The 25839-nt window shown below is 68.2% G+C and carries 20 protein-coding genes; 3 read left to right on the top strand and 17 right to left on the bottom strand.

The window, feature by feature from the left end:
- Positions 1-99: 99 nt before the first annotated feature.
- Positions 100-945 carry an oxidoreductase gene (locus J7528_RS15465; protein ID WP_291876092.1) on the top strand — a complete coding sequence of 282 codons (846 nt, stop codon included), beginning with the start codon at positions 100-102 and terminating at the stop codon, positions 943-945.
- On the opposite strand, the gene J7528_RS15460 is transcribed toward J7528_RS15465, so the two are convergent.
- From J7528_RS15460 to J7528_RS15395, 14 genes are all read right to left on the bottom strand, one after another.
- Complete coding sequence (locus tag J7528_RS15460; protein WP_291876091.1) at positions 942-2024, bottom strand: esterase-like activity of phytase family protein; 1083 nt, start codon at positions 2022-2024, stop codon at positions 942-944. The two genes, J7528_RS15465 and J7528_RS15460, sit on opposite strands and share 4 nt — an antisense overlap.
- Positions 2021-3190, bottom strand: a complete 1170-nt coding sequence (locus J7528_RS15455) for a glycosyltransferase 61 family protein (RefSeq protein WP_291876088.1) — start codon at positions 3188-3190, stop codon at positions 2021-2023. Before J7528_RS15455 ends, J7528_RS15460 begins: the two co-directional genes overlap by 4 nt.
- Positions 3190-4215 carry a glycosyltransferase 61 family protein gene (locus J7528_RS15450; RefSeq protein WP_291876086.1) on the bottom strand — a complete coding sequence of 342 codons (1026 nt, stop codon included), beginning with the start codon at positions 4213-4215 and terminating at the stop codon, positions 3190-3192. The genes J7528_RS15455 and J7528_RS15450 overlap by 1 nt, the downstream gene beginning before the upstream one ends.
- An 8-nt stretch (positions 4216-4223) precedes the next feature.
- Positions 4224-6668 carry a glycoside hydrolase family 99-like domain-containing protein gene (locus J7528_RS15445; RefSeq protein ID WP_291876083.1) on the bottom strand — a complete coding sequence of 815 codons (2445 nt, stop codon included), beginning with the start codon at positions 6666-6668 and terminating at the stop codon, positions 4224-4226.
- Complete coding sequence (locus J7528_RS15440) at positions 6665-7585, bottom strand: class I SAM-dependent methyltransferase (RefSeq protein WP_291876082.1); 921 nt, start codon at positions 7583-7585, stop codon at positions 6665-6667. Before J7528_RS15440 ends, J7528_RS15445 begins: the two co-directional genes overlap by 4 nt.
- On the bottom strand, positions 7582-8334 hold the full coding sequence (locus tag J7528_RS15435) for an ABC transporter ATP-binding protein (RefSeq protein WP_291876079.1): 753 nt from the start codon (positions 8332-8334) through the stop codon (positions 7582-7584). Before J7528_RS15435 ends, J7528_RS15440 begins: the two co-directional genes overlap by 4 nt.
- 9 nt (positions 8335-8343) lie before the next feature.
- The gene (locus tag J7528_RS15430; RefSeq protein ID WP_291876078.1) at positions 8344-9135 is read right to left on the bottom strand and encodes an ABC transporter permease; all 792 of its coding nucleotides are present in this window, start codon (positions 9133-9135) and stop codon (positions 8344-8346) included.
- Between the two features lie 129 nt (positions 9136-9264).
- Entirely contained in the window at positions 9265-11283 is a 2019-nt protein-coding gene (locus J7528_RS15425) for a glycoside hydrolase family 97 protein (RefSeq protein WP_291876075.1), read from the bottom strand.
- Between the two features lie 165 nt (positions 11284-11448).
- The gene (locus J7528_RS15420; RefSeq protein ID WP_291876072.1) at positions 11449-12165 is read right to left on the bottom strand and encodes a DUF6445 family protein; all 717 of its coding nucleotides are present in this window, start codon (positions 12163-12165) and stop codon (positions 11449-11451) included.
- Complete coding sequence (locus tag J7528_RS15415) at positions 12162-13202, bottom strand: cupin-like domain-containing protein (protein WP_291876070.1); 1041 nt, start codon at positions 13200-13202, stop codon at positions 12162-12164. Before J7528_RS15415 ends, J7528_RS15420 begins: the two co-directional genes overlap by 4 nt.
- Positions 13195-14670 (bottom strand): tryptophan 7-halogenase, encoded by a 1476-nt coding sequence (locus tag J7528_RS15410; protein ID WP_291876068.1) that lies wholly within the window; start codon positions 14668-14670, stop codon positions 13195-13197. Before J7528_RS15410 ends, J7528_RS15415 begins: the two co-directional genes overlap by 8 nt.
- On the bottom strand, positions 14667-16208 hold the full coding sequence (locus tag J7528_RS15405; RefSeq protein ID WP_291876066.1) for a tryptophan halogenase family protein: 1542 nt from the start codon (positions 16206-16208) through the stop codon (positions 14667-14669). Before J7528_RS15405 ends, J7528_RS15410 begins: the two co-directional genes overlap by 4 nt.
- 58 nt (positions 16209-16266) lie before the next feature.
- Complete coding sequence (locus J7528_RS15400) at positions 16267-19632, bottom strand: TonB-dependent receptor (RefSeq protein WP_291876064.1); 3366 nt, start codon at positions 19630-19632, stop codon at positions 16267-16269.
- Positions 19633-20081: 449 nt separating this feature from the next.
- A complete protein-coding gene (locus J7528_RS15395) occupies positions 20082-21590 on the bottom strand; it encodes an MFS transporter (RefSeq protein WP_363269958.1) in 1509 nt (502 codons plus the stop codon).
- A gap of 81 nt (positions 21591-21671) precedes the next feature.
- Here J7528_RS15395 and J7528_RS15390 point away from each other — a divergent pair, with 81 nt between their 5' ends.
- Positions 21672-22685 carry a substrate-binding domain-containing protein gene (locus J7528_RS15390; RefSeq protein ID WP_291876062.1) on the top strand — a complete coding sequence of 338 codons (1014 nt, stop codon included), beginning with the start codon at positions 21672-21674 and terminating at the stop codon, positions 22683-22685.
- Here the strand turns inward: J7528_RS15390 and J7528_RS15385 are convergent.
- Positions 22682-23440, bottom strand: coding sequence for a LytTR family DNA-binding domain-containing protein (locus J7528_RS15385; RefSeq protein ID WP_291876060.1), 759 nt, complete (start codon positions 23438-23440; stop codon positions 22682-22684). The genes J7528_RS15390 and J7528_RS15385 overlap by 4 nt on opposite strands.
- A gap of 105 nt (positions 23441-23545) precedes the next feature.
- Here J7528_RS15385 and J7528_RS15380 point away from each other — a divergent pair, with 105 nt between their 5' ends.
- Complete coding sequence (locus J7528_RS15380) at positions 23546-24151, top strand: DUF2306 domain-containing protein (protein ID WP_291876058.1); 606 nt, start codon at positions 23546-23548, stop codon at positions 24149-24151.
- Here J7528_RS15380 and J7528_RS15375 read toward each other — a convergent pair.
- Together J7528_RS15375 and J7528_RS15370 are read right to left on the bottom strand one after the other, a co-directional pair.
- Positions 24133-25467: a glycoside hydrolase family 27 protein gene (locus J7528_RS15375; RefSeq protein ID WP_291876057.1), complete on the bottom strand. Its 1335-nt coding sequence runs from the start codon at positions 25465-25467 to the stop codon at positions 24133-24135. The two genes, J7528_RS15380 and J7528_RS15375, sit on opposite strands and share 19 nt — an antisense overlap.
- Positions 25467-25769, bottom strand: a complete 303-nt coding sequence (locus J7528_RS15370; protein WP_291876055.1) for a DUF1244 domain-containing protein — start codon at positions 25767-25769, stop codon at positions 25467-25469. The genes J7528_RS15375 and J7528_RS15370 overlap by 1 nt, the downstream gene beginning before the upstream one ends.
- Between the last annotated feature and the right edge of the window lie 70 nt (positions 25770-25839).

Here is a 25839-nt window from a genome sequence, read left to right as displayed (position 1 = left end):
TGTAGATAAATGCCATGATTATCTCATCTAAGCATGAGGTCTAGATGTTCCTCCGTCGCCGCGACGCTCCCGGACGCGGCCGAACGGAAGGAACGAGACATGCGCACCTGGTTCATCACCGGCGCCTCGCGCGGCTTCGGCGCGCTGATCGCCCAACACGCCCTGGCCGCCGGCGACGCCGTCGTCGCCACCGCCCGCAACCCCGCCTCGATCACGCAGCGCCTGGGCCAGCATCCCAATCTCCTGGCCGTGGCGCTGGACGTCACCGACGAGGCGCAAGCCCACGCCGCCGCCAAGGCCGCCGTCGAGCGCTTCGGCCGCATCGACGTGCTGATCAACAACGCCGGCTATGGCCTGCTGGGCGCGGTCGAGGAAGCCACGGGCGCCGAGATCGAAGCCCTGTACCGCACCAACGTCTTCGGCCTGCTGGCCGTGACCCGCGCGGTGCTGCCGCACATGCGCCGCCAGCGCTCGGGCCGGATCCTGAACCTGTCGTCGGTGGGCGGCATCCGTTCGGGCGCGGGTTTCGGGGTCTACTGCTCGACCAAGTTCGCGGTCGAGGGCCTGACCGAGGCCCTGGCCGCAGAGCTGGCCCCGCTGGGCGTCTTCGCCACCGCCGTCGAGCCGGGCTATTTCCGCACCGACTTCCTGGACTCGACCTCGCTGAGCATCAGCCCGGCCAGCATCGCCGACTATAACGAGACGGCCGGCGCCATGCGCGCTCACGCCGCCGTGGTCAGCCACAACCAGCCCGGCGATCCCAACCGCCTGGCCAAGGTGCTGGTCGAGTTCGTCAGCGCCCCCAACCCGCCCGTCCGCCTGCCCCTGGGCAGCGACACGGCCGCGGCGACCGAAGCCGTAGCGACCGCCCACCTGGCGGTACTCGAGGACTGGCGCGCGGTCGCGGTCTCGACCGACTTCCCGGCCGAGGAAGTCGCCGCCTAAGGCCCGACCCGCAGGACCAGGATCTGGTTGACCTGGTTGGCGTCGTAATTGTCGTCCGAAGCCAGAACCAGCGTGCGGGCCCCGTCTTCCAGGCGCGGGCCCCACGCCATGGCTTCCAGATTGTCGATCCGGACGCCCAGGCTGTCGAAGTTCAGCAGCAGGCGCTTGTCGGCGGCCCGCACCAGCGTCGCCGACAGGCTCTGAACCTTCGAGACATCCTGAGCCTTGGCCAGGTCGGCCACATACAGGCGGACGTGGTAGCTGTAGCGCCCGTCCGCGCCCTTGATCCCCGAGCGCTCCAGCACCAGCAGACGATGGGCGTCCAGGGCTAGGATCTCGCTGATGCCGTTGTCGCCGACGCCCACCGGCGAAGCCACTTGCACCGGATCGATGCGATAGGCGTACTGGGCTAGCACCTGGCCCGAACGGTCCAGCTTGGTCAGGCGCGTGAGGCCGCCCTCGGCGACCGAGGGGATCGGACCGTCCTGGGCTAGCGGCCATTCCATCGACAGCCACAGGGATCGTCCGTCGCCGGACCAGCTCATGCCTTCGGTGGTGGCGTTCTTGCGCGCGCCGGTCCGGCCGCCGCCGTGGAAGGTCAGGGCCTCGGGAACCACATGCCGGTCGACTGGCGTCCCGTCGGCCTTCATGCGCCGCACCGACGGCGGATAGCCGTGGTCGAAGTCGCCCTCGGTGGCCCAGACCAGGTCATAGTTCCGAGGATCGAAGCGGATGGACTCGCCGTCGGCGGCCTCGGTCCCGGCCTTGCGGTCGGGGAAGGTCGAGCCGTCCTCGCGGCGCAGCGGGATCATCGCCTCAAGGATCGGACCACAGGGCTTGCCCGGCCGCACATCCAGACGCCCCAGAAACGCATGCGACGGCCCGTGCTCGGACTTGTCGTCGCTGATGAAGGCCCACAGGCCCGTGCGCGGATCATGGTCGACGCCCGAGATCCCGCCATAGCCGCCGCCCTGGAATTCGATGCCCTTGGGCGTCTGGCAGGCCTTGAGCAGCGAGGCCCGCTCGGCCGAGATCGCCGGGGTCGCCAACAGCAGGGCGGTCAGAGCCAGCGCCTTCATAGAGTCAGCTCCGGTAGGGTCACGGGACCATCCTCCCAGCCGGCCAGCATGGCCTTCGCCTCGGCGCGCTCGACGGCGATCGCCAGCTTGGCGCGGAACTCAACGGGGTCGATCGTGAACGGCTGGCTCTGCTGCTCTTCGGCGTGCAAGCGCGCGCGGCCGTCGGCGGGCAGGATGTAGCCGACGTCCTGACGGCGGAAGTTGGCGATCCGCGACTGCACGTCGACCAGCCAGTTCAGCGACACCACCTGGCAGCCCGCTGGCGACAGCAAGGCGTTGTGCAGGCCCGAGCCGAACTCGCCGGCCACCACGCTGGCGCCGGAGAAGATCCTGGCCTGCTCGCTCCACGGCAAGGCTTCCGGCCGCACCAGGGTCAGGCCCAGTTCTTCGGCGACGCCCTCGATCTCGGCCTCGTTGGTCAGCTCGCGGAAGGTGGCGCCAACCCCGGCCCGGCTGACAAAGACCTTGTCCGGCTTTCCGCCGCGCGGCCAGGCCAGGGCCTCGTGCTCCAGGCTCCAGCGCAGGAAATCATGGAAATAGTAGTCCTGGCTCAGCATGTGCGGCAGCAGGACGGTCCCGATCTCCACCGCCTCGTCACGCGGGTAGTAGGTGACGATCTCGAGGCTAGGAACCAGCGCCTGGGCGATCCGGCTGACATAGGCCGGCGCGGTGACCGGCAGCAGCAACGGCGCGACGACGCCGGCCGCCAGCAACGCCCGGATCAGGAACAGCTTGGGATACATCTCGGTCAGCCAGTGACCCCAGACGTAGTTGTAGTGGGTGATCACGAACGCCCGGTCCAAACGCTTGCGGGCCGGGACATCGAAACGCCAGGCGTCGGCGGCGATATCGTGCGCGTAGCGGTAGCGGATGTAGCTGGGATAGGCCTCATCGGCATGGACATAGGCTTCGTCCAGCTTCAGCTGCGCGCCCGAGCCGCCCGCCACGGCGCGATGGACGACCACGAGGTCGATCTCCGGCGCGACCACGTCGGGCAGGTCGTGCATGCCGTTCAGCATCTCGCCGGCGCACGGCCACAACATCGGGCGCGGCGCGATCGGCCCGCTGGAGCCCATCAGCTTGACCCGCGCGACCCGCTGGGCGCCGTTCAGGGCCTTGCCCATCGAGAGCCGCTCGGCGCCGGAGATATCGACGAACGCGACCACTAGGGCACCTCGTCCAAGAAGGGCAGGAACGCGTCCAGGTCCAACCGCCAGGTGAACGCCGAGGCCGGGGGCGCCAGGCCTTCGATCAGGATCTCGGTCTCATCGGGCATAGCGGGCGCCACGAAGGTCCGCGCCTGGGCGCCAATCCGCCGGGCGAGGTCGCGCACCCAGTCTCCCGTGAGGCTGTCGGGCTGGATCTCGACTACCTTCGTTCCCGGCCGACAGAAGAGAACATTGGCCATGGCCACGCCGGTCGCGCCGACCACGAGCTCGGCGCGGTGGAACAGGATGATCTGGTCGCGGATAGACCACTCCTGGGGGCGCACGACCAGGAAGCCACGCGCCTCCAGGGCCATTTCCAGTTCGGCCTCGTTGAGCAGCTCGCCCTTCAGGGCGCCCCGGCGGCTGACATAGATGCGTTTGGGGGCGCTGGGGTCATCGGGGACCGCCACTCTGGCGAGGATATGTTCGCGCGCCGCGCCCAGGGATGGCTCCGGCGCAGGGAACATCGCCTCGCCCAGCCGGACGATCGGCGCCTCGACGACCACGGGCTTCATCGCCCCGCCCAGGGTCAGGTCCAGCAGCTGCGCCTGCCAGGGCAGCAGCGGCGGTGTGATCGGCGGGTGGGTGGCCAGCGCGCCCGCCTGCTCGGCCGCGACCAGGGCCGGCAGGTCGCCCAGCAGGAAGCTGGCATAGCTGTGCAGTCCGCCCCAGCTCATGAACACCGTCGCGCGCGGGATCTGGATCGCCTCGCCGGGCAGCTCGAACTGCGTCGTCTCGCCCTCGCGCCAGGCATTCGGCAGGGCCGCCAGGGTCGGCGTGTAGCTCAGCGCGGAGCGGATCGTGGGTTCGAGCACCCGCCCCTCGTCGTCGAACACCGCCCCGAAGGCCGGCGCATGCCAAGCGTCGCGCACCACGGGATCGGTCTGCGCGACGATCATCAGAGGCACGGATGGCGGGCGAGGAAGCGGAGCCTTGGGGATCAGGGTCTTCAGCCTGCGCGCCGTTCGCCGGGCCAGGCTCATCACCTGTTTCACAGTTCGAAGCTCGCGCGATAGCCGGCGCGGGCGACGATCGCGGCGGTCAGGCGCTCGATCGCATGGGCCGTCGTGCCGTCGACCCGACCCAGCTCCGGCTCGAAGCCGATCTCGGCGTCGGCCAGATCCGACAGCGGCGCGAAAGCTTCCGTCCGCCCCCAAAACATCGAGCCGGCCGCGAACGGCGTTTCGGGCGTCGGCTTCAGGCCCATGCGGGCCGACAGGCGGTTCACGGCCTCGCCGTTGTTGGCCATGACGTCCGGGTCGCCGATCCGCATGCGCGCCTCCGACGAGGCCAGCAGGCCCAGCTTCGGATCCTGGGCAAAAGCGCGCAGGGCCAGGCTGGCCGCCTCCCCGCCCAGCAGGCCGTCGAACAGCTCGGCCCGCCACTCGTCGCCCTTGGCCCGGTGCGGCGAACGCTTGGAGTGCAGCTTGCAGAACACCGAATAGCCCAGAGCGCGGGCGCGGCGCAGGGTCTCGACGAACGGCCGAATGTCGCGCCCCCGGTTCTCGGCGATGGCCAGATGGGCGCCCGGGAAGGCGGCGCGGACGCGGGCCAGGTCGGCCTCGTCCCAGCTCTCCGGTACGGTGATCATCATGTCCAGGCCGCCGGCCGTCGCGGCCAGGCGTTCCGCGAACCAGTCGATCAGTTCCGGGTAGAAGAGGTGCAGCAGAACCACGGCGTCGGCGCGCTTCTGGAACTGGCCTTGCGCCTGCGCCACCAGCGGATGGGCGTCGGTCAAGCGCGGCACATAGGCCCCCAGGGCCGTGCGAGTGGCATGCAGATAGCCGTGACCGAACCAGCGGTCGGGCTCCAGGTAAGCCCCCTCGCCCCACTCGTTCCAGGCGTTGACGAAGACCAGTCCCTGGCCGTTCGGGTGCTTGGCCTCGGCGTGCTTGAGCGCCCCCGACAGCCACGTCAGATAGCTTTCCGGATCGGCATTGTGGAAGGCATGGCCGGCCCACGGCTTGCGGGCCTGGTTGTCCCAGCCCGGCATGACGCCCGGCACGAAGGCGGCGGGCGCGCCCTCCAGCTCGTCCAGCTTGTGCCGCACGACGGTGGGATAGTCGTAGACCTTGCCGGTGAAGTTGGCATGCAGCGGTGTCACCGAGCGGGTGATCTCACCCTCGACGATGGCGTGCGGCGGGAAGTCGATGATCCCGTCGAAGCCGTGACTGGCATAGTCCTGGAAGCCGAAGGCCGTGGTGCAGAGCAGGTGCAGCTCACCCAGCCCCATCGCCCGCGCCTGCGCGCGCCAGCGGTCGGTGGTGGCCTTGGGCTCCGGCAGGATTTCGGGGCGATACAACACCAGCACCGGCTTGCCGCCGACCCTCAGGTAGCGCGGATCGCGGATGTAGCGGGCCATGTCCTCGAACACGGCGCGATCGTCTTCCGGCGAGTGATCCTGGCCCATCAGGACGTCGCTCTCGTCGCCGTCCCAGCGCCGCGTCCAGTTCTCGTTGGCCCAGCACAGGGCGAACGGGAAATCCAGCGTCGAGTCGGCCAAGACGAGCTCGATCGGCCGCTCCAGCAGCCGCTTTCCGGCGAACCAATAGTAGTGGAAGCAGAAGGCCGAAACGCCCGCGCCCTTGGCCAGCGCGATCTGCTGGGCGATCACCTCGCGCTGGCGCAGGTCGTAGAACCCTAGGTCCGCCGGCAAGCGCGGCTGGTAGTGGTTCAGGAACTGCGGCTGGGCCTTGGAGACGTTGGTCCACTCGGTAAAGCCCTTGCCCCACCACAGGTCGTTCTCCGGGAACGGATGGAACTGCGGCAGGTAGAAGGCCACCACCCTGGGCGCGTCGGCGGGCAGCACGATCGGCGCGGCGATCGGGGCGGCGAAGTGCGGGCTGCGCAGGTTCTTCGAGACCGCGATCGCGTGCTGGTAGGTCGCACGGACCGGACCGGCGTCTCCCGCCACCGCGCGGGTCCCGCGCGAGCGTTGCAGCATCGCCCGGCCGCGTCGCCACACCGCGCCCACGGGCTTGCCCAGCGGGCCCAGGGCCGGCTTCAGGGCCTGGATCACCGCGCCGCGCAGACCGCGCGGATCCGCGCCCAGATCGCCGACGCGCGTGACCTTGAAGTCACTGACCGTGAAGGCGCATTCGCCCTCGGACGGATCCAGGCGCACGGCGTTCAGCTGCCAGCTGCGGGCCGGCAGCGAGGCGAACCAGCCGTCGGGACCGGCCTTCAGCCGCGTGTAGGAGTCCTCGGAAAAGCCGTCGCCCCAGTCGGCATAGAGGGCCGGACCGACCAACTGGCCCTCGACGGCCTCCAGCTTCAGGTCGATGCGCACGGACTTGGCCGCTTTCAGTCCCGCCCGCTCGGCGCGGGTGGGGCTCCACAGCATCTGCGGGTCACCGCCGGCCGCGACCAGGACGGTTCGGCCCTGGGCGTCCTTGCCCTGGACCGTGACGTCGCGGCCGGGCTTCAGGCTGCTCATGCCTTGCCCGAAAGACGGGCCAGCAGCCGCGCGAAGAAGCCTTGCCGGCGGTTGGGATCACGCTTGCGGATGACCACCGCCGCCTGGAAGAAGCGGGCGGGATCGTCGATATAGCGCACCACCTCGCCGCCGTGCGGCGCGGCTTCCTTGGCCACGTACTTGGCGGTCACGGTCGTGTCGCCATAGACATCGGACTCGCGATAGGCGCCCCCGCCCGAGGGCAGGTAGGCGATGCCGTCCTGGGCCAGCTCGGCCCGCATGCGCGGCAGCTGGTCCTTGTAGGCCGACAGGGCCACGTGCCAGCCGTTCTCGGAATTGGGGTCGGCGGCCTCGATGAAGTCCAGGAAGCGCGGCGGCTCGACGGTGAAGACCAGCAGGCCGCCCGGGGCGAGCACGCGCATCAGCTCGGCCAGCCAAGCGCGAAACAGATGCGGTGGCAGGTGGGTGAAGACCGAATAGGCCGTCACCAGCCGGAAGTGGCCGTCGGCGAACGGCAGCGGCTGGCCATTGACGATGGTGTCGAACACGCCGGGCAGATTGGCCCCGGCGCAGAAGGCGACCATGTCCGGATCGATGTCGACCCCGACGATGTCGTCGGCCTGGAAGTCGCGCAGGAAGAACCGGCCGATGCGGCCCCAGCCGCAGCCGAAGTCCAGATAGCCCTTGCCGCTGGACTGCTTGTAGCCGCGATCGCCCATGCTCTCCTGGGCGAAACGATAGAAGCGGCCGGCCTCGTCCAGGGCGTCCTCATAGGCCGAGCCGACGAACTGGCGCTGGATCTCGGCCGACGGGAAGTCGGGATAGAGCACGCCACCCTGGACCCGCTCGGCGACCGAACGCTTCAGGCGCGCCAGCCACACGTCGGCGGCCACGCCCTTGAGGTCTTCGTGCGCGATACGGCGAACGGTGTCGGTCATGCGGCCTGGGATTCCTTGTAAGCCAACCATTCCTCGGTGGTGCCCAGGAAGGCGATACGGCCGCCCTGCAGTTCGCAGACGCGGTTACAGACCCGGCGCACCAGGTCGTGGTCGTGGGTGGCCAGGACCACGATCTTGGCGTCCTCGACCATCTGGTGCATGCGGTCGGCGGCCTTCTGCACGAAGGCGGCGTCGCCGGCGCTGAGCCACTCGTCCAGCACCAGGATGTCGGCCTCGAACTCGGTGGCCACGGCGAACATCAGGCGCGCCTGCATGCCGGCCGAATAGGTGCGCACCGGCAAATGGAGAAAGTCGCCCAGGCCCGAGAACTCGGCGATCGCCTCGACGCGGCTGTCGATCGTCTTGCGCGACAGCCGGCGCATCATGCCCAGCTTGTGGATGTTGCGAAGACCGGTGGCCTCCATGTCGAGGCCCGCATTGATGGCGATCATCGAGGTGATGTCGCCGTCGATCTTCAGGTCGCCGCGCGTGGGGTGATAGATGCCGGCGATGACCTTGAGCAGGGTCGTCTTGCCCGAGCCGTTGTGGCCCACCAAGGCGATGCGGTCGCCCTCGACGATGTCCAGGCTGATGTCGTGCAGCGCCTTGACCGCGGCGACGTCGCCGGCGGCCTTGTACATCTTGCCGCCCACCGCGAGATTGAACACGGCGCTGCGCAGCGACTGCGAGCGCAGGCTGTAGACGAAGTAGTCGAGGTCGACGTTGTTCAGCGTGATCCGGTGCGTCATCGCCTGCTCCTACAGCCAGAAGACCACGCGTTTGCGGAACAAGGCCAGCAGCGTGAAGGCGATGACGGCGAGAACACCGACGGCGCCCAGGGTCCAGTACCAGTCGATGAGGGCTGGCGCATGGCCGGTCAGCGGAGCGCGGAGCAGTTCCACCTGGTGGGTGAACGGGTTCAGCTCGACCACCCAGCGATGCTTGGCGCTGACATTGGTCGCCAGCCAGAACACAGGCGTCACGTAGAACAACAGCTGGACGACGTAGCTCATCATGTAGGCCACGTCGCGGAAGCGGGTCGACGGGATGGCGATGACGAAGCCCTGCAGGCCCACGATCAGCAACATCACTACGACCGCCGGGATCAGCGTCCAGTGCGGCATGACGAACCGCCCCATGATCAGCATCATCGCCCAGAAGGCGATGGCCTGGAAAAGGAAGTTCGTCGCGGCCTTCTGCACGTGCAGGAAGACGTAGAAGCTGAGCGGCAGGCGCTGGTTCTGCATCAGGCCGGCATTGTAGAGGAAGATCGCCTGGGACTCGGCCATGGCCGTGCCGACCAGCGACCAGGCCAGAAGGCCCGCCACCACCTGCGGATAGCTGCCCATGATGTCCGCGCCCATCATGGCGCTGACCAGGAAGGCCAGGGCGAAGGCGACGACCAGCAGGTTGCAGGCCATCCAGAACGGACCCAGGATCGAGCGCTGGAAGCGCGAGGCCGTCTGGTCCAGGCCGAGCCGCCACCACAGGGGCGCGAGACGGATCCCGTCTCCCACATCCTTGAGCGCCGCCATCACGGGACTCGGCATTCGAAACCTTCCAAAACGCCTCGTCGGGCGACCAACAAGGCGCCTGCTTACAGAGCCCCGAGCCGCCCGACAATTGCTTTGGAGGATCGATGAACGACGTGTTGCGTAAAAACTATAGTTCCAAGCCGGTCAGTCCAGGATTTTGAACCGGATCGCCGCGCCGCCGCCGGGGGCCATGTCCAGGTCCAGGCTGTCCTTTGCGGTGACAATCTTCTTTTCGACCGTCAGGGCGCCAGGATTGGTGCGGAAGTCGGCCCAGGGCCCGTCACGATAGATCTGGGCCTCATAGCGCTTGCCGGCGGTCAGGAAGTCCAGCTTCTGGCTCAGCCTGCGGGGCTGTTCGTCGGTCAGGGCGCCCAGGAACCAGTCCTTGGCTCCGCGCTGCTGGCGAGCAACCACGACATAGTCGCCGACCTGGCCCTGCAGGGTCTTCGACGTCTCCCAGTCGGTCGGCACGTCGCGGATGAACTGGAAGGCGTCCGGACGGGTCTCATAGTTCTCCGGCAGGTCGGCGGCCATGTGGATCGGGCTGTAGAGCACGACGTACAGGGCCAGCTGGGTGGCGATGGTCGACTGGCCGCGGCGGGTCAGCTCGGTCTTGCCGTGGACCACGTCAAAGACGCCCGGCGTGAAGTCCATCGGCCCGGCCAGCATGCGGGTGAACGGGATGATCACCGTGTGCTCGGGCGGGTTAGTCGGATCGCCCCAAGCGTTGAATTCCTGGCCGCGCGCGCCTTCGCGGCTTAGCATGTTGGGCCAGGTGCGGCGCAGACCGGTGTCCTTGACCGGCTCGTGGGCGTCGATCGAGATCTTGTGGCGAGCGGCCACCTCGGCGACGTGCAGGTTGTGGCGCACCATGTACTGGCCGGCGAACCACTGCTGCTGGCCGTCCTGGTCGACGATGGTGCCGCTGTGGCGGACATAGCCGGTCTTGACCTGGCTGACGCCGACGCTCTCGTAGAGCTTCATGGCGTCTTCCAGCTGGGCCTCGTAGTTGGGCACCGCGCCAGCGGTCTCGTTGTGACCGATCAGCTTGACGCCCTTGGAGCGGCTGTAGTCGGTGACCGCCTTGATGTCGAAGTCCGGATAGCTCTGGGTGAAGCTGAACTTCTCGCCGTTGCTGATCCAGTCACCGTCCCAGCCCTTGTTCCAGCCCTCGACCAGCACGCCGTCGAAGCCGTACTTGGCGGCGAAGTCGATATAGCGCTTGGTGTTGTCGGTGGTCGCGCCGTGGATCGGACCGCTGCCCCAGGTCGACCGCTGCAGGTGCATCTCCCACCAGATGCCGACATATTTGCCCGGCTTGATCCACGAGGTGTCGGCGAGCTTGCTGGGCTCGTTGAGGTTCAGTTCGATACGGCTGTCGGCAAGGGCGCCGGCGTTGTCGCCGATCAGCACGGTGCGCCAAGGCGTGGTGAAGGCGCCGGTCTTCCTGGCCAGGGTCCCGTCCTGCCACGGCATCAGCTTGGCCTTGTAGGTTCCGGCCCCATTGCCAGCCAACAGCATCGACGGGAAGTCGATCAGCGCCGCCTCGTGGATGGAGAGGTGCAAGCCACCCTTTTCGCGCATGGTCAGCGGCGTCTCCGCCAGGGTGACGCGGCGAGCGTCGGTCTGCTTGTAGAGGTACTCGTCGCGCTCCTGGCCCAAGGCCTCGTACCACCAAGCGTCATAGGCGCCGACCGGCTTGAACTCGGTGCGGTCGTCGGTGACCGCCACGGCTTGGCCGGCCGGGATGGCGGTGTAGGCGTAGCGGAAGCCCAGGCCGTCATCGAACAGGCGGAAGGTGACGTCGACGCTGCGGTTCAGCGGCGTGTCGCCGGCCAGCGAGACGGTCAGCTCGGAATGGTTGTCGCGGATGACCCGCTGTTCGCCCCAGGGCTGCTCCCAGGTCGTGTCGCTGGCCGAGCGCTTGGCGGCGGTGATCGCCGAAAAGCGCGCCTGCGCCTCGCCGGCGAAGGTCAGGCCCATCGCCGCCGGAGCCAGCACCACCTTGCCGCCCTTGCTCACCTCGTAGAAGGCCTGGCCGTCCCGGGTGAAGACGCACACCTCGATCACCTTGCCCGGCGACTGGGCGCACTCGCGTTCCGCGGCCTGAGCGATCGCCGGCGAGGCCAGGGCGGCCAGCAGGGCCAGGGTTCGGAAGCTCATCGAACGGTCTTTCTTCGAAAAGGGCGCCCCGGCTCCGCAGGATCGGAGCCGGAGGCGCAGGGGGAGGACTGGGGCTGGACGGATCCAGCCGAACGCAAGGTTGGCGCGCGCCGGATTGCCCGCGCCGGACGAAGATCGGATAGAGGTCGGGTGAGGAGGCGGGCGCTATCCGGTGTCGACCGCCTCGATGAAGCCGTTGGCCGTAAGCCGCCCCGTGGCGGGATCAGCCGCCCCGCCGCCCCGGCCCAAGAGGCCCGCGTGCAGGACATGGCCGCGATAGACGATCAGCCGGTTGAAGACGGGCTCGGCCTGGTCGATCAGGTCGTAGCCGGGGGTGTCGGCGCCGGCGAAGCTCGTCCGCTCTTGCGCCAACTCGGCCTCGAGCGCAGTGGCGTAGGCGTCGATGCGAGACCCATCGACGGACTCGAAGCCGGTGGCCGCATGGCGGAAGAAGCCCGTGCCGCCGAAGTCGCCCTGGCAGAAGTAGTGGACCATGGCTAGGCGGTTGGGATCGGGGCCGTCCAGGTGCGGGAGGGTCTGCACCGGCTTGGCGCGCTCGACCGGCGTGGTGGCCAGGGCGAAGAAGCCGAAGAACTTCAGCACCGCGCTGGCCTTCACCCCGAACGCCGCCTCGATGGGGCCGCGCAGGGCCGTGACCACGGTGCGGTAGTAGGCCTCGGGCAGGTTAGCGTTCAGGCCAGGGTAGTTCGTGTGCGACGGCCGATAGAAGTCGGCGGCGCGGGCGGCGTCGACCATCGCCCACGGATCGGCCAGCACATCGTCGACGATCAGCAACGGCTGCTGCTCCTGGCCAACCTTGCGCAGGCGGACGCTAATATTGGGCCCCAGCAGCAGGGGCCTAACAGCGGTGGCCAGGGTCATGTCGGCGACCTCAGCACGGCCATCTTCAGTTGCTGCTTCAGCGCCGTGCGCTGGGCGTGACTCAGGGCCCCGAGCGCCCCACGCAGGGCCTCGGGGATATGCGCCGTCGCCTCGCCCCGATCGCCGAAGACATAGGTCGCGAACATCTCGCGCCAGTAGGCCTTCTCGCCTTCGGGCAGATCCTTCAGAGCCAGCAAGGCGATCTGGAAGACGTCGACCGGCCGCTCCAGCCCCACGGCCGTATCGCCCCACCAGTAGTTGACCATGGCGTTGTAGGGCTCGAGCGAGGTGACGTGGTGCCACCAGTGCTTGGGCATGAAGAGCGCGTCGCCCGGCTCCAGCCACGCCACCCGGGCGGCGGCATAGGCGTCGCGATAGCGGGGGAAGCGGACCAGGTCCGGGACCTCCGGGTCGACCAGCGATAGCGGCGGCGGGTTCTCCAGCGGGCCGACATAGAGGTTCGACACCTGCTCGGGCGGATAGAGCACGAAGCGGCGGCGGCCGGCGAGCACGCAGGCCAGGTTGTGGTCGCGGTCGTTGTGGGTCTGGGTCCGCAGCGGCCCGCCGACCCACAGGCGCGGCATGACCTTGGGCGACACCAGTGGCATTGGGTTCTGGCGCACGAACTCGGGCATGTGCGTGGCCAGCGGCAGCATCTGGATGGCGACGAACGGCGCGTCCTTCTGACCCAGCAGCGCCTCGATGCGGTCAAGCGTCTGGCTGATGCCGGCGTTGCGTTTGGAGAAGCTGAACTCGCGCATGTCCGGGCCGTAGGCGTACCAGCCGTTGGTCGAGGCCGGGGCCTCCATGACCGGGCCGGGCAGGCCGCTGTCCATGGCCTTGAGATAGGCGTTCATCGTCCCCGGCGAGCGCCCGGCGGCCAGGGCCGGCCAGGCCTCGACCAGGCCCTTGATCACCACCGGAGCCTCGGCCGCGACGATGCGCTCGAAGCCTTCCGGCGTCGGCGCCGCGACAGCGGCCACGCGCGGCAGGGCTTCCGGGCTCAGCGCTGGGTCGATCGAGAGACCACTATCCATGGACGGGCTCCCGGCCGCAGAAGCTTTCGAGATAGAGGTCGTGGGTCGGCTGGCGTTCGACCTGGTCCTTGATGAAGGTCAGGATCCGCCGGAACTCGTGCTTCATCAGCTCGGGCGAGGTCGCGTCGATCATCGGGGCGTGGCTGTCAGGCGTCACGCCATGGCCAACAAATACCGCCCGCCAGCTGTCGTTGGAGAAGCTGTCGTGCTCGAACGGCGCGATCTCGCCACGCGCACGGAACAGGACGATGCGCTGGGCCAGTTCCGGCGAGACCGGCGCCTGGCGGGCGCGGGTCCAGAAGTCCGAGGCGCCGTAGCCGTTGACCGCATAGTGCAGTTGCTGGAAGTCGCGCACCCGCTCGAACTGCTCGGCCATGGCCTTGTTGTAGGCGCCCTGCTCCCAGGTCCAGTCGCCCGAGACCGGGAACAGGGCCAGGAGCTGCACCAGACCCATCTGCACCGCGTGCAGGTCGACCCCGTGCAGTGGATCAAATACGCAGGCCGCCTCGCCGATGGCGACGACGTTGCGGTCCCAGGCCGCGAGACGTCGGCCAGGCGCGAAGGCGCGCACCGAGATGTCCCGGACCGGCAGGCCCGAAGCGGCGCTGGCGGCCTGCAACGCCTCCTCATCGGTACACAGATCGGATGCATAGACTTGAACGATATGCGTCGCGGTCTGGGCCGGATGCAGGGCCGTCCAGCCGCGCGCCCACGCGCGGGTCTCGGCATAGGCCGGGATCGACGGGAAGGCCGGCGCCAGGGCGGTCAGGATCCGGTCGGCCGGGAAGCTCCAGGCCTCGCGCGGACTGTCGACCAGGCCTTCGAGGTCGACAAAGAGGTCCCCCGCGATGCGCCGGCCTTCGCCGATGCCAATGGCGGTGACGTCGCCAGCCGCAGTGCGCTCGACCGTGACCTCCAGCGCCTGGTGCGCCTCGACGCCGCGCCGGACAGCCAGGCTCTTCAGCGCGCCGGCATAGGCCAGGGCCGGCAGGTGGTAGCCGTAGTCGGCGCGGCCGAAGATTTCCGTCTCCTCGTCCGGCATCACGAACCGGCCGTGCTTGGCGGCGGCGGCCATCAGCGAGAAATCGGCGAACTCGGCATTGAGGCCCAGGCCTCGCGCCTTCAGCCAGAACGGGAAGAAGTCGCGGCCGTCGATCGGCGCGCCGTGTGCGCCGTGAGCGTGGAAGAAGGCCGGTGCCTGCCCCGTCAGATCGGTGAAATTGCCGCCCAGCGAGAAGGTCCCGCCGACGCTCCGCATCAACGCGGACTCGTCCAGGCCCAGCAGGTTGTGAAGGGCCTCCAGCGCCGGCAGAGTCGCGTGGACGCTGGCGGCGGTCAGGCGGCTTGGCAGCTCCACCGCCGTGACCGCCACGCCGCCCGGCTCCAGCGCCGCGCGCAGGACGGCGGCGGACAGCCACAGCGGGGCGTCGCGGCCCACAACCACGACCTTGTTCGGCGCGGCGCTCACTGGCCCACCGCCTTCAGCGGCGCCGGAACCGCGCCCGGCGCATACCGCGCGATGAAGTCGGCGTGCGAGCTCATTGCCCCCACGTTCGTGTCGATCCGCGTCTTCAGGTCCGCCAGCTTCGCGCCCAGCACGTCCAGCGGCATGGTTTCGGCCAGGCGGTCATAGGCGCGCGGCGTCAGCCCCTGCCCTTCCAGCACCGACAGCCAGCTGTCACGCGAGAACAGGCCGTACTTGTAGTCCGGAAGGCCGGCGCGGCCCTCCCACAGGGCCAGTTTCTCCTCCAGGCTGGCGGGGATCTCCATGGTCCGCACGTGATCCCACAGCGGCTGGCCGTGATGCTGGTTCAGCCGGTAGTGCAGGATCAGGAAATCGCGGATCCGGTCGTACTGGATCTCGAACAGCCGGTTGAACTCGGAGGCCAGGCGCGGATCCATGCCCGTCCGCCTGGTCGGCATCAGGTTGATCAGGTCGACCACCGCCGCCTGGATCAGGAAGATGCTGGTGCTCTCAAGCGGCTCCAGGAAGCCGCTCGCCAAGCCCATGGCCACGACGTTGCGGGTCCAGCCCGACTTGCGGCGACCGGCGGCGAACCGCAGCAGCTTGGGCTCGGCCTGGGCAGGCGCATCCAGCTGAGCCAACAGGGTCTCGCGCGCCTTCTCCTCGTCCATGAAGGCGCTGGAGAAGACATAGCCGTTGCCGGTGCGGTGCTGCAGTGGGATGCGCCAGATCCAGCCGCCCTCCTGGGCGGTGGAGCGGGTGTAGGGGGTGAACTCGCCGGCCCGGCCGCAGGGCACGGCCAGGGCGCGGTCGCACGGCAGCCACTGTGTCCAGTCCTCCCACGCGGCGCCCATCTTCCCGCCCAGCAGCAGCGAGCAGAAACCCGAGCAGTCGATGAAGAGATCGCCCTCGATCCGCTGGCCGGACTTCAAGGTGATGGCGGTGATGTCGCCGCGCTCGCCGTCCTGAGCGATGTCGGTGACCAGGCCCTCGATGCGATTGACGCCCCGCGCCGTCGACCACCGCCGCAGATAGGCAGCATAGAGCCCGGCGTCGAAATGGTAGGCGTAGGCATAGATCGAACGGATGGACTTCTGGTCCTCGTTCGGAAACTCGAAGGCGTTCGCCCGGCACGCGGCCACGGCGTACGAATAGTCCTGCAGCGGCGCCGCGTTCAGCCCCGCCAGCTTGGCGCGGGTCCAGTGGTGCTGGAAGTCGACGCCTGCCCACGGCTCGCCGAACGTGCCGAACGGGTGGACGTAGCGCGCACCTTTTGCGCCCCAGTTCCTGAACTCGATGCCGAGCTTGAACGACCCCTGGGTCTCACGCATGAACTCGACTTCGTCGATGCCCAGCATGCCGTTGAAGGTCTTGATGTGCGGCAGGGTGGCTTCGCCCACGCCCACCGTGGCGATCTCGTCGGACTCGACCAGAGTGATGGCGTAGTCGCGCGGGTCCAGAAGACGGGCCATGCCGGCCGCGCACATCCATCCCGCCGTGCCTCCGCCGACGATGACGACTTTGAAGCTGTCTGCCCGCATGGCCGGACCTCGAATGGGTCCGGCGCCGCGACGGTGATCGCGGCGCCGTTCCTCTAGACTAGTACTTCACGCGGACGCCGAACTGGATACGGCGGTCGTTGCGGATCCAGCCGGTGTCCTTGGTGACCGGCTTGGCGTTGGGCGTCAGGCCGCTGTCGCCGAACACCTGCTGCTGGAACACCGAGGTGGTGTTGAGCAGGTTCGACGCTTCCACCGACACCTCGACCTTGTCGTTGACCGACCAGCGGATCGAGCCGTCCAGATAGCCGGCGGCCTTCTGGTAGATCGGCATGCCGATGCAGCAGTCGAGGTTGTTGGTCAGGAACTTGGACCGCCAGTTGTAGGCCAGGCGCATCGCGATCGGACCTTTCTCGTACAGGCCCACGATGTTGTAGGCGTTGTCCGAGATGCCGGCGAGGCGGTGACTGTCCATGACCTGGCCGTTGACCTGCAGGCCGCCACCGAAGGCGATGGTGCCGCCGGCCGCATAGCCCGGCTGGTTGGCCAGGTTCGAGTTGCTGATCCCCGACTGCTTGGTGTGCGTCCAGTTGGCCTGCACGCCCAGGCCGCTCCACAGGCCCGGCAGGAAGTCGAAGAAGGTCTGGTACGAGACCTCGAAGCCCTTCAGCTCGCCGCCGCCATTGCCGTTGCGCGGACCGCGCACCAGCACGTTCTGGGTCGCGCCGTTGTTGGTGAACTCCCGCAGGAACTCGCCATAGGCGATGCTGCCGTTCAGCTTCTTGTAGAACGCCGCCACCGTGAACGAACTGGAGGGCGTGAAGTAGTTCTCGTACGTCACGTCGAACTGATCGGCGGTGATCGGCTTCAGCGCCGCGTAGCCGGAGTCCGCGTTGAACTGGAAGTTATAGCCTTTGACGTTGGCCGCGGTGTGCGGGGCGTTCGGGTCGTTCCAGATGATGTACGGCGAGTCCGGGCCGGTGTTGATGGCCGGGCTCTGCACACCGACATAGTTGCGCAGCAGGCCGAAGTCCGGGCGCGACAGGGCGCGCGAGGCGGCGAAGCGGACGAAATGCTTGTCGGTCAGGCCGAAGCGGACGTTGAAGCTGGGCAGCCAGTTGTCGTGCTTCTGGCCATAGTCGTTCAGCGCCGAGCCGCCGTTCGAGAAGGCCAGCAGGTCGGGCTTCAGCCAGCACGAGATGTTGGTGACGTTGTTGCCCGATAGCGGCGTGGCGCACGGGATCGCGGCCGCGGTCGTGTACCAGGTGTTGACCGGGAAGGCGACGCCGCCCGAGCTCTGGACGTCGGTGCGCACGAAGCGGACGCCGACGTTCCCCTGGACGGTGATGCCGTCGAAGATCGTCTTATCGTCGCCGCCGAAGCGCAGCATGACGTAGGCGGCCTTGGTCTTCTCCTGCACCTCCAGCATTTCGGGCGGGATGAAGCAGCCCTCGGTGTTGGTGGTGCGCTCGCACAGCGGGGTCCACTGCATGGGCGAGTTGGTGGTCTTGCCCGACAGCGCCTTGATCAGCCCGTCGTGGTCGGCCAGCGTGTCCTTGCTCAGGAACACCATGTCGCCGTTCGGGAAGACCTTGCCGTTGTAGAAGTCGCCCAGGCTGTCGACGCTCCAGATGCCCGCGCCGTAACCCTTGAAGGTGTCGGTGCGACCGCAGGCGGCCGGGTACGGGGTCGGCGCGGTGTTGTCGACGTTGAAGCCCGGGCCGTTGCAGTTCCACGGCGCGGCCACCGGTGACCAGTTGTAGGTCGAGTAGCGGACGTTCTGTTTGCGGTCGGCATAACGCACGCCGACCTTCAGCGAGTTCAGCCAGCCGCCGCCCCCGAAGCTGTATTCGGCGTCGGCGCGCAGGGCCAGTTCCTTGGCGTCGTTGTCCTCGTAGTGGTCCTGGATGAACGGGATCCAGTAGTTGTGCGGGTTGGCCAGGCCGCCCGGCGCGTAGTTGACGTTCGAGCCCGGCAGCAGGGTGATCTGCGGCGTGCCGTCCTTGTTCACCGCGTACTTGGCGTCGGCCATCGTGCGGTTGGCGACCAGGATGTCGTAGTTGTTGGTGTCGGCCTTGATGTACTGGCTGTCGAAGCTGGTCTTCAGGTTCTCGCTGACATCCCAGTCGAGATGCATCGAGAAGTCCTTGGTCCCCTCCGAGTGGTCGAAGTTGCGGGCCTGGTTCTCGATATAGAGACCCTGGCGCTGGGTGGCGCAGGTCGCGCCCGCGCCGCAGTAGTTGACGAACGGCAGGCCCGCGACGGCCGAGCCGCGCGCGATGTTGTCGGCCGTGCTGCCGCCCCAGTCGCCGGTCGGCTGGGTGATGGTGCCCGAGGTCAACATGCCGTCGGCGCCGAAGGTGAAGGCCGGCGTGCCTTGCGCCGGGGCCAGGAAGGCCGTGGTCTGCGGCGAGAAGGCCGGCGAGGCCCACAGACCAAAGCCCACCACGTTCACGCTGCGCTCGAGCCAGGCGTTCTTGTAGTAGCTGTCGTTGTACTGGGCGGTGAAACGGACGTTGCCTTCGTTGTTCTCGTACTGGAAGGCCAGCGCCGTGCCGTGGCGCTTACGGTCGTAGACGACCTGCGAGTAGTTGACCTGGTCGGGGATGAACACCCAGCTCGACCCGCCGTACGGGTTGGCCGTACAGGCGATCGTGCCATCCGACTTGACGATCGGCTTGCCCGAGGCGTCCTGGTAGCCGGCCGAGCAGAACGTGCCCAGGCGCTGCATGACCACGCCCTCGGTCTGGGTCAGGACGTGCGAATTGGCGTAGTTCGCCATCACGCCGACGCGACCGATGCTGGTGTCCCAGTTCTTGGTGATGATGCCGGAGTACTCGTAGGTGACCTTCTCGGACTTGTCGCCGTAGTTGGCCTTGCCGGTGACCGAGATCACCTGGTCCTTGGTGTCGAACGGCAGGCGGGTGCGCAGATTGACCGTGCCGGCGATGCCACCCTCGATCATCTCGGCCGTCTGGTTCTTGTAGCTGTCGACGCCGGCCATCAGTTCCGGCGAGATGTCGTTGAAGTTCAGGCCGCGATTGGCGTCGGCCGAGAAACTGTCACGGCCGTTGAACTCGGTGCGCACCTGGGTCAGGCCGCGGATCAGCACGCTGGCCGGCTCGGCCGAGAAGTGCGAGCTGTCGTCGCTGGACTGCAGGCGCGAGACGGTGATGCCGGGCACGCGCTGTAGCGCTTCGGCCACGGACTTGTCGGGGAAGGCCCCGATGTCGGTCGCGGTGATCGAGTCGACCACCGTGTCGGAATTCTTCTTGATGTTCTGCGCCGTCTCCAGCGACTTGCGCACGCCCACCACGACGACCTCGTCGACGGTGTCGGCCGGATCGCTCTTGGCGGTCGCCTGTGCGTAGGCCTGGCCGGCCATGCCGATGGTCGCCAGGGCCACCAGCGAAACAGTCCCCCGCAGGACCGACTTCCGGCCGGGGCCGAAATCGAACTTCCTCATCCCTCTGCTCCCTAAGGTCTTTGCGCCCGCGCCTGAACCGCGGGTCGTTTTGTGTTCGGTTCACGCCGATCCCACCGCGCGGGCCGACGTTGGTTGATCTTGTGATGTCGATGATCCGGCCGCGCTTCGTGCCCGCCAGCCGGACAGGCGCGCCCGCAGCGCCGTTCCCTCCTTCGTTCCCCCGCGAGAGATTTACGCAATTTTTGCGCAATTCTTGGCGATCGCCGTGGACCGCCGCGCTCTCGTGTTGCGTTGTTTTTGCGCCAATTTGCGCCGGTTGCAATAGCAGCGTTACGAAAATTTACGCAAAAAGGGGCGCAATGGCACGCAAGATCCTTATAAGATAAGACTTTGCGACCCGCGTTACGCAAAGTTGTTGCGCAATTTTTGCGTAGAGCTGATAGTGACGCTCCATGACGGGGCGTCTCGCAAAATCGGATGGGCTGAGGTCAGCCGCGCTCGGCGTGGTCGCGCACGGTCAGGGCCAGCACGGCGGCGATGGCGAAGGCCCCGGCGGCCAGGGCCAGGGCCAGGATCACCTGGCCGCCCAGCACGCGCGCGACCAGCGGGCCCAGGATGGTGGCGGCCACCATCTGGGGGATCACCAGGAACAGGTTATGGATCCCCATATAGACGCCCATCTTGCCGGGCGGCACGGCGCTGGAGAGCATGGCGTAGGGGGCCGACATGATCGACGCCCAGGCCAGGCCGATGCCGACGATGGGGATCCACAGCAGCACCGGATCGTCGATCAGCACGAAACCGGCGAACCCCGCCGCGCCCAGGGCCAGGCAGATGGCGTGACTGGCGGGCCGTCCTACCCGGCGGGCCAGCAGCGGCAAAGCCAGGGCAGCCAGTGCGGCCACGCCGTTATAGCCTGCAAACAGCACCCCCACCCAGTCGGCTCCGGCATTGTAGGCGGCCGAAGCGGTGTCGACCGTGTCGTAGTGACGGGCGGTCACGGCGGGCGTGGCGTAGATCCACAGGGCGAACAGCCCGAACCAGGTGAAGAACTGCACCACCGCCAGGCGCTTGAGCACCTGCGGCATGTGAACGATGTCCTCCACGACCTCCAGCAGCCCGACGGAGGTGCGGCCTCGACCGCGTTGCCAGCTGGTCGCCAGCTGGGCCGCGCCGAAGATCACCCCCATGATCGCCAGCACATAGATCTCGCGCCCCCAGTGGCCCAGGAAGGCGCACAGGCCGACGACGGCCGCGCCGGCGATCCACAACAGACCGCTGCTCCGCATCCAGACCACCGTCTCCGGCGACGGGGTGCGGGCGGGAATGGCCGGCGCGCCCGAGGCCAGGCGCTCGGGCGGCGTCTCGGTGGTGGTGAACACGGTCCACAGCACCGCGATCATCAGGCCGGCGGCGCCGACATAAAAGGCCGCGTGCACCGACGGCGGCAGGACACCCGGCGCGGCCTGGCTCGAGACGCCGAAGCCATGCGACAGCAGCCACGGCAAGGCCGAGGCGAACACCGCCCCCGCGCCGATGAAGAACACCTGCATGGCGAAGCCCGCCGTGCGCTGCTCGTCGGGCAGGCTGTCGGCGACGAAGGCCCGGAACGGCTCCATGGCGACATTGATCGAGGCGGTCAGCAGCCACAGCGCGAGACTCGCGGTGATCACCGTCGGGGCGTTGGGCATCAGCACCAGCGCCATGGCCGTCAGGATCGAGCCGTACAGCAGGTAGGGTCGGCGACGCCCCAGCCGCCCCCAGGTCCGGTCGCTCAGATGGCCGATGACCGGCTGCACCAGGAGACCCGTGATGGGCGCGGCGATCCACAGGATGGCCAGTTCGTTGACGTCCGCGCCCAGGGTCTGGAAGATCCGGCTGGTGTTGACGTTCTGCAGACCCCAGACGATCTGCACGCCGAACAGGCCACAGCACATGTTCCAGATCTGAAGGAAGCTCAGGCGGGCCTTGGCCGGCGGCGACGCGGCCGAGGCCACGCCCGCAAGGTCTTGCGGCTCTCCTGGCAAAGCTTCCTTATCCCCCGGCCTTACGGCCCTATTTTTGTTAGCTAGGGCTCAATGGCCGACGATAACAGCAACAACATCACGCTTGAAGACCTGGCGGCGATAGCCGGAGTTTCGGTCTCGACCGTCTCGCGGGCGCTGAACGACCACCACTCGATCAGCACCAAGACCAAGCAGAAGATCTGGGCCCTGGCCAAGGAGCGCGGCTACTCGTTCCGCCGCTACATGCCCGCAGCCCCGATTGGGGCCGAGGGGGCGATCGCCATCGTCCTGCCGCGCACCCACGGCCGGCCGCTGCCGCTGTCGCACCCGTTCTTCCTGGAGCTCTTGGCCAATATCGGCGAGGCCGCTCGCGATCGCGGCTGCGACTTCACCGTCAGTCACACGGCCCCGGCCAGCTATGACGACCTCTATCTGGCGGTCACCGCCAGCCGGGCCAATGGCACGATCTTCCTGGGCCAAGGCGACCTGCACGAGGCCTTCAACCAACTGGCCGCCACCGACGCCCGCTTCGTGGTCTGGGGCGCCCAGCTGCCGGGCCAGAAATACTGCTCGATCGGCTCGGACAACTTCCTGGGGGGCCGCCGCGCCACGCTCCACCTGGCCCGCCTGGGCCGCAAGAAGATCGTGTTTCTCGGCGAGACCCACCCCGAGGCCACCCAGCGCCGCGAAGGTTATCTGGACGCCCTGCGCGAAAGTGGCCTTGAGCCCGAGCCGTCCCTGGTGCTGCCCGTCGACTTCGAGATGGAGTCCGCCGAAGCCGCCGTCAGCCGCCTGCTACGCCGAGGCGCGACCTTCGACGCCATCTTCGCCTCGTCCGACCTGATCGCCCTGGGCGCCATCCGCGCCCTGCAGAAGGCCGGCCTGCGCGCGCCCGAAGACGTCTCGGTGGTCGGCTATGACGACATGCTGCTGAGCCGCCTCTCGACCCCCGCCCTCAGCACCATCAAGCAGGACACCTCCAAGGCCGGCCGCCTGTTGGTCTCCCGCATCCTGGACCAGACCGGTGACCACGGGCCCGAGACCCTGCCGACCGACCTGATCGTGCGGGAGTCGTGCGGCGGCTAGAACCAGCCCGCCTCTTTCAGCACCGGCGCATATGTCCGGCTGACCGGAACCTCCAGACCGCCGACGAGGCGCACCTCCCCTGCCCCGCGTCGCCAGCGCACGCCTTCGACCGCCTCGGCGGCGACCCACCAGGAGCGGTGGACGCGCCAGCCGTGGACCTTGGCCAGTTCGTCCAGGGCGTCGGCGAAGCGCAGGGTGATCAGCTCCTCGCCGGCGTCGGTGTGGACCTTGAGGTAATGGTCGTGAGCTTCGACGGCGATCAGCCGGGCGCCGCGCCGCTTGGCCGACAGGCGTTTGCGGAAGGCTGCTTCGGCCTCGGGCAGGGGCGGTTCGACGACGGTGCGGGTCTCGACGCGATGGGGCCGGGGTCGCCAGACCAGGGCGCGCACGGCCATCACCGCCAGGGCGATCGGCCATACCTGCGGCAGCAACCTCCAGAACCCGGCCCAGCTGTAGCGGTCGTGGAAGATGATCACCGCGCTGGTCATTACCAGCAAAGCGCACAGCGGGGTCATCAGCGCCGTAACCAGGACAACGCGCAGCCAAGTGTGGGTCAGACGCCCCGCCAGCAAATGATCCAGCACGATGCCGATCAGGCCGCTGCCGACCATGCACGCCATCCAATAGACGTAGCCGGGCACGGCCGGCATGTGCACGGTGCCATAGGGTCCGAGGAAGCCCATCAGCAGGCCAATGGCGACCAGCACCGCCAGGTCGACCGCCCATTGCCGCCTCGCGCTGGTGCTCTCCGCCATCCCCGATCCCGTTCGCGCAGCCCTGGCGCCGTTCGCGAAGCAAGGCCTAGCGAGCCGGGGCGATCGCCGCAACGACGTTCGGCGAGATCACGCCGAGGACCCGCCTTGACCACCGCCGCCCTGACCCCGCCCCGCTGGCCCGCCCGCGCCTTCTGGCTGCTGGCCGCCCTGCTCTGCCTGGGCGTCGCCGCCTATTCCGCGCGCTATCTGCTGCACCCGCCCACCACGCCGAAAGAGGCGCTGGGCAATCCGCTGGGCGTCCCCTGGCTGGTCGTCCACATCGTCGGCGCGGTCACCGCCCTGGTGCTGGGCTCGTTGCAGTTCCTGCCCGTACTGCGCCGAGCCGGCGCCCACCGTTGGATCGGCCGGACCTATGTGCTGGGCTGCCTGGTCGGCGGCGCCGCGGGCCTGATTCTGGCGCCCGGCTCCTCGGCCGGTCCGATCGCCTCGCTGGGTTTTGGAAGTCTCGCGATCCTCTGGATCGCGGTGAACCTGCTGGGCTGGCGCGCGGCGTTGCAGGGGCGCTTTGCCGAGCATCGCCGCTGGATGATCCGTTCCTGGGCCCTGACCCTGGCGGCGATGACTCTGCGGCTCTACCTGCCGACGGTCATGGTCCTCGACCTGCCGTTCCTGCCCTGGTACCGCGCCATCTCGTTCCTGTGCTGGGTCCCGAACCTGGCGATCGCTGAGGCCTATCTGCGCAGGCGGTAGAGCCCCGCGCCGTGCGGCGGCAGCGCGACGGCGAAGCGCACCGAGGCGCGGCCCGCCTCGCTTCGGCTCCAGAGGTCACGCACCGCGATCGAAGCCGGCAGGCCCAGGGCCTTCAGGTCGACACTCACTTCACGCGGTTTCCCGCCGGTGTTGAAGAGCGCCAGGTAGTCGTCGCCGTTCGCCGCCTTGGCGGTCCAGACCCGGACACCGTCCTCGACGAAGTGCGGGCGGTTCTGGCTCGAGGCCTGGTTGACCGCGATGACCTCGGGATTGGTCAGCAGGGCCTTGGTCGCGGCGTCCAGGTGGCGCAGATCCCCGCCCATGATCAACGGCGAGCGGGCGATCGACCACAGGCTCATCAGGGTGCGCTGTTCGTCCGGCGTGAACCTGGTGTCGCGCTCGCCCAGGGCCAGACGGCCCAGCGGCAGCATGTCGGCGTCGGGCCAGCCGCCGTCGCCGATGAAGGGCGACCAGTTCTCCAGCCGGGTAAACTGGGCCTCCAGCATCTTCCAGTCGTCCCAGAAGTCGTCCGAGATCCGCCACATCTGGGCGTGCTGCTTGGCGTGGGCGCCGCGGATCACCGGCGTCTCACCGGGCGACATCGACAGAATCATCGGCCGGCCCGCACGACCGATGGCGCGGTGGATCGCCTCGATCTCGGCCGCGTGGGCGTCGTAGGGCCGCGAGAGATCGTCGACCTTGACGAAGTCCACGCCCCAGGACGCCAGCAGCGCGAAGACGCTGTCGTAGTAGGCCTGGGCGCCGGGCTTGCTCATGTCGACCCCGTACATGTCGGGATTCCAGGAACAGACGCTGCGCTTGTCGACGATGTCGGCGATCGGGATGTTCGCACCGACCACCTTCAGTCCCCGCTCGACCGCCAGGCGCGGGGCGCCGCGCATCAGGTGGACGCCGAAGCGCAGGCCTTGCGCGCGGATCTTGTCGGCCAGCGGTTTGAAGCCCTGGCCTCCGGCGCTGGACGGAAAGCGGTTGGGAGCCGGCAGCAGGCGGCCGTGCTCGTCCATCGTCGGGACGGGCGTCTTGGCGTACGCGTAGCTGCTGGCGCCGGGCTCGTACCACTGGATATCGACGGTCAGGATGTCGTAGCCGGCCGGCCGCAGGTCGCGAGCCATGATCGCGGCCTGCTCCAGGGTCTGGGACTCGTTGATCGTGGTGGCGAAGCTGTTCCAGCTGTTCCAACCCATCGGCGGGGTCGGCGCCAGCGGAGATATCTTCCGAGGCGCGCCGGCCGCGCCGCTCGCCAAGGCCAGCGCGGCCGAGCTGCCGAGGATTCCGCGACGGCTCGGCCCGCTCATCATTCGCCCCGCAGTTTCTTGTTCAGCGCCACGCTCTCTTCCATACGCGCCAGCTGCTCGGGCGTCGCCGGCGTCTGGTGACTGGCCTTCCACTCGGCCAGGGTCATGCCATAGACGGCCTCGCGCCCGGCCTCCTTGCTGAGCGCGCCGTCCGAGGCCTCGTGCAGCCAGTCGCCCAGGCAGTTGCGGCAGAACCCGGCCAGGCCCATCAGGTCGACATTCTGGGCGTCGGTCCGCATGCGCAGGTGCTCGACCAGACGGCGGAAGGCCGCCGCGGCGATACGGTCGTCGATGTCGGTCATGCGAGGTCCTGCCGGATTCGAAAGACGGCGAGTGTGAACAGCTGTCCTGTCGGCTTCAACACTTAACGCT

It is taken from the genome of Caulobacter sp. (assembly GCF_017744445.1).
In the GTDB taxonomy this organism is placed as follows: Bacteria; Pseudomonadota; Alphaproteobacteria; order Caulobacterales; family Caulobacteraceae; genus Caulobacter.
Note: the sequence above shows the minus strand (reverse complement) of the source record. Positions and strands in the feature narration are given on the sequence as shown.

Excerpts from the sequence above, each read along its gene's own strand:
- J7528_RS15465 (WP_291876092.1), top strand. The coding sequence starts at position 100 with ATGCGCACCTGGTTCATCACCGGCGCCTCGCGCGGCTTCGGCGCGCTG.
- J7528_RS15460 (WP_291876091.1), bottom strand. The coding sequence starts at position 2,024 with ATGAAGGCGCTGGCTCTGACCGCCCTGCTGTTGGCGACCCCGGCGATC.
- J7528_RS15450 (WP_291876086.1), bottom strand. The coding sequence starts at position 4,215 with ATGAGCCTGGCCCGGCGAACGGCGCGCAGGCTGAAGACCCTGATCCCC.
- J7528_RS15445 (WP_291876083.1), bottom strand. The coding sequence starts at position 6,668 with ATGAGCAGCCTGAAGCCCGGCCGCGACGTCACGGTCCAGGGCAAGGAC.
- J7528_RS15440 (WP_291876082.1), bottom strand. The coding sequence starts at position 7,585 with ATGACCGACACCGTTCGCCGTATCGCGCACGAAGACCTCAAGGGCGTG.
- J7528_RS15435 (WP_291876079.1), bottom strand. The coding sequence starts at position 8,334 with ATGACGCACCGGATCACGCTGAACAACGTCGACCTCGACTACTTCGTC.
- J7528_RS15430 (WP_291876078.1), bottom strand. The coding sequence starts at position 9,135 with ATGCCGAGTCCCGTGATGGCGGCGCTCAAGGATGTGGGAGACGGGATC.
- J7528_RS15425 (WP_291876075.1), bottom strand. The coding sequence starts at position 11,283 with ATGAGCTTCCGAACCCTGGCCCTGCTGGCCGCCCTGGCCTCGCCGGCG.
- J7528_RS15420 (WP_291876072.1), bottom strand. The coding sequence starts at position 12,165 with ATGACCCTGGCCACCGCTGTTAGGCCCCTGCTGCTGGGGCCCAATATT.
- J7528_RS15415 (WP_291876070.1), bottom strand. The coding sequence starts at position 13,202 with ATGGATAGTGGTCTCTCGATCGACCCAGCGCTGAGCCCGGAAGCCCTG.
- J7528_RS15405 (WP_291876066.1), bottom strand. The coding sequence starts at position 16,208 with ATGCGGGCAGACAGCTTCAAAGTCGTCATCGTCGGCGGAGGCACGGCG.
- J7528_RS15400 (WP_291876064.1), bottom strand. The coding sequence starts at position 19,632 with ATGAGGAAGTTCGATTTCGGCCCCGGCCGGAAGTCGGTCCTGCGGGGG.
- J7528_RS15390 (WP_291876062.1), top strand. The coding sequence starts at position 21,672 with ATGGCCGACGATAACAGCAACAACATCACGCTTGAAGACCTGGCGGCG.
- J7528_RS15385 (WP_291876060.1), bottom strand. The coding sequence starts at position 23,440 with ATGGCGGAGAGCACCAGCGCGAGGCGGCAATGGGCGGTCGACCTGGCG.
- J7528_RS15375 (WP_291876057.1), bottom strand. The coding sequence starts at position 25,467 with ATGAGCGGGCCGAGCCGTCGCGGAATCCTCGGCAGCTCGGCCGCGCTG.
- J7528_RS15370 (WP_291876055.1), bottom strand. The coding sequence starts at position 25,769 with ATGACCGACATCGACGACCGTATCGCCGCGGCGGCCTTCCGCCGTCTG.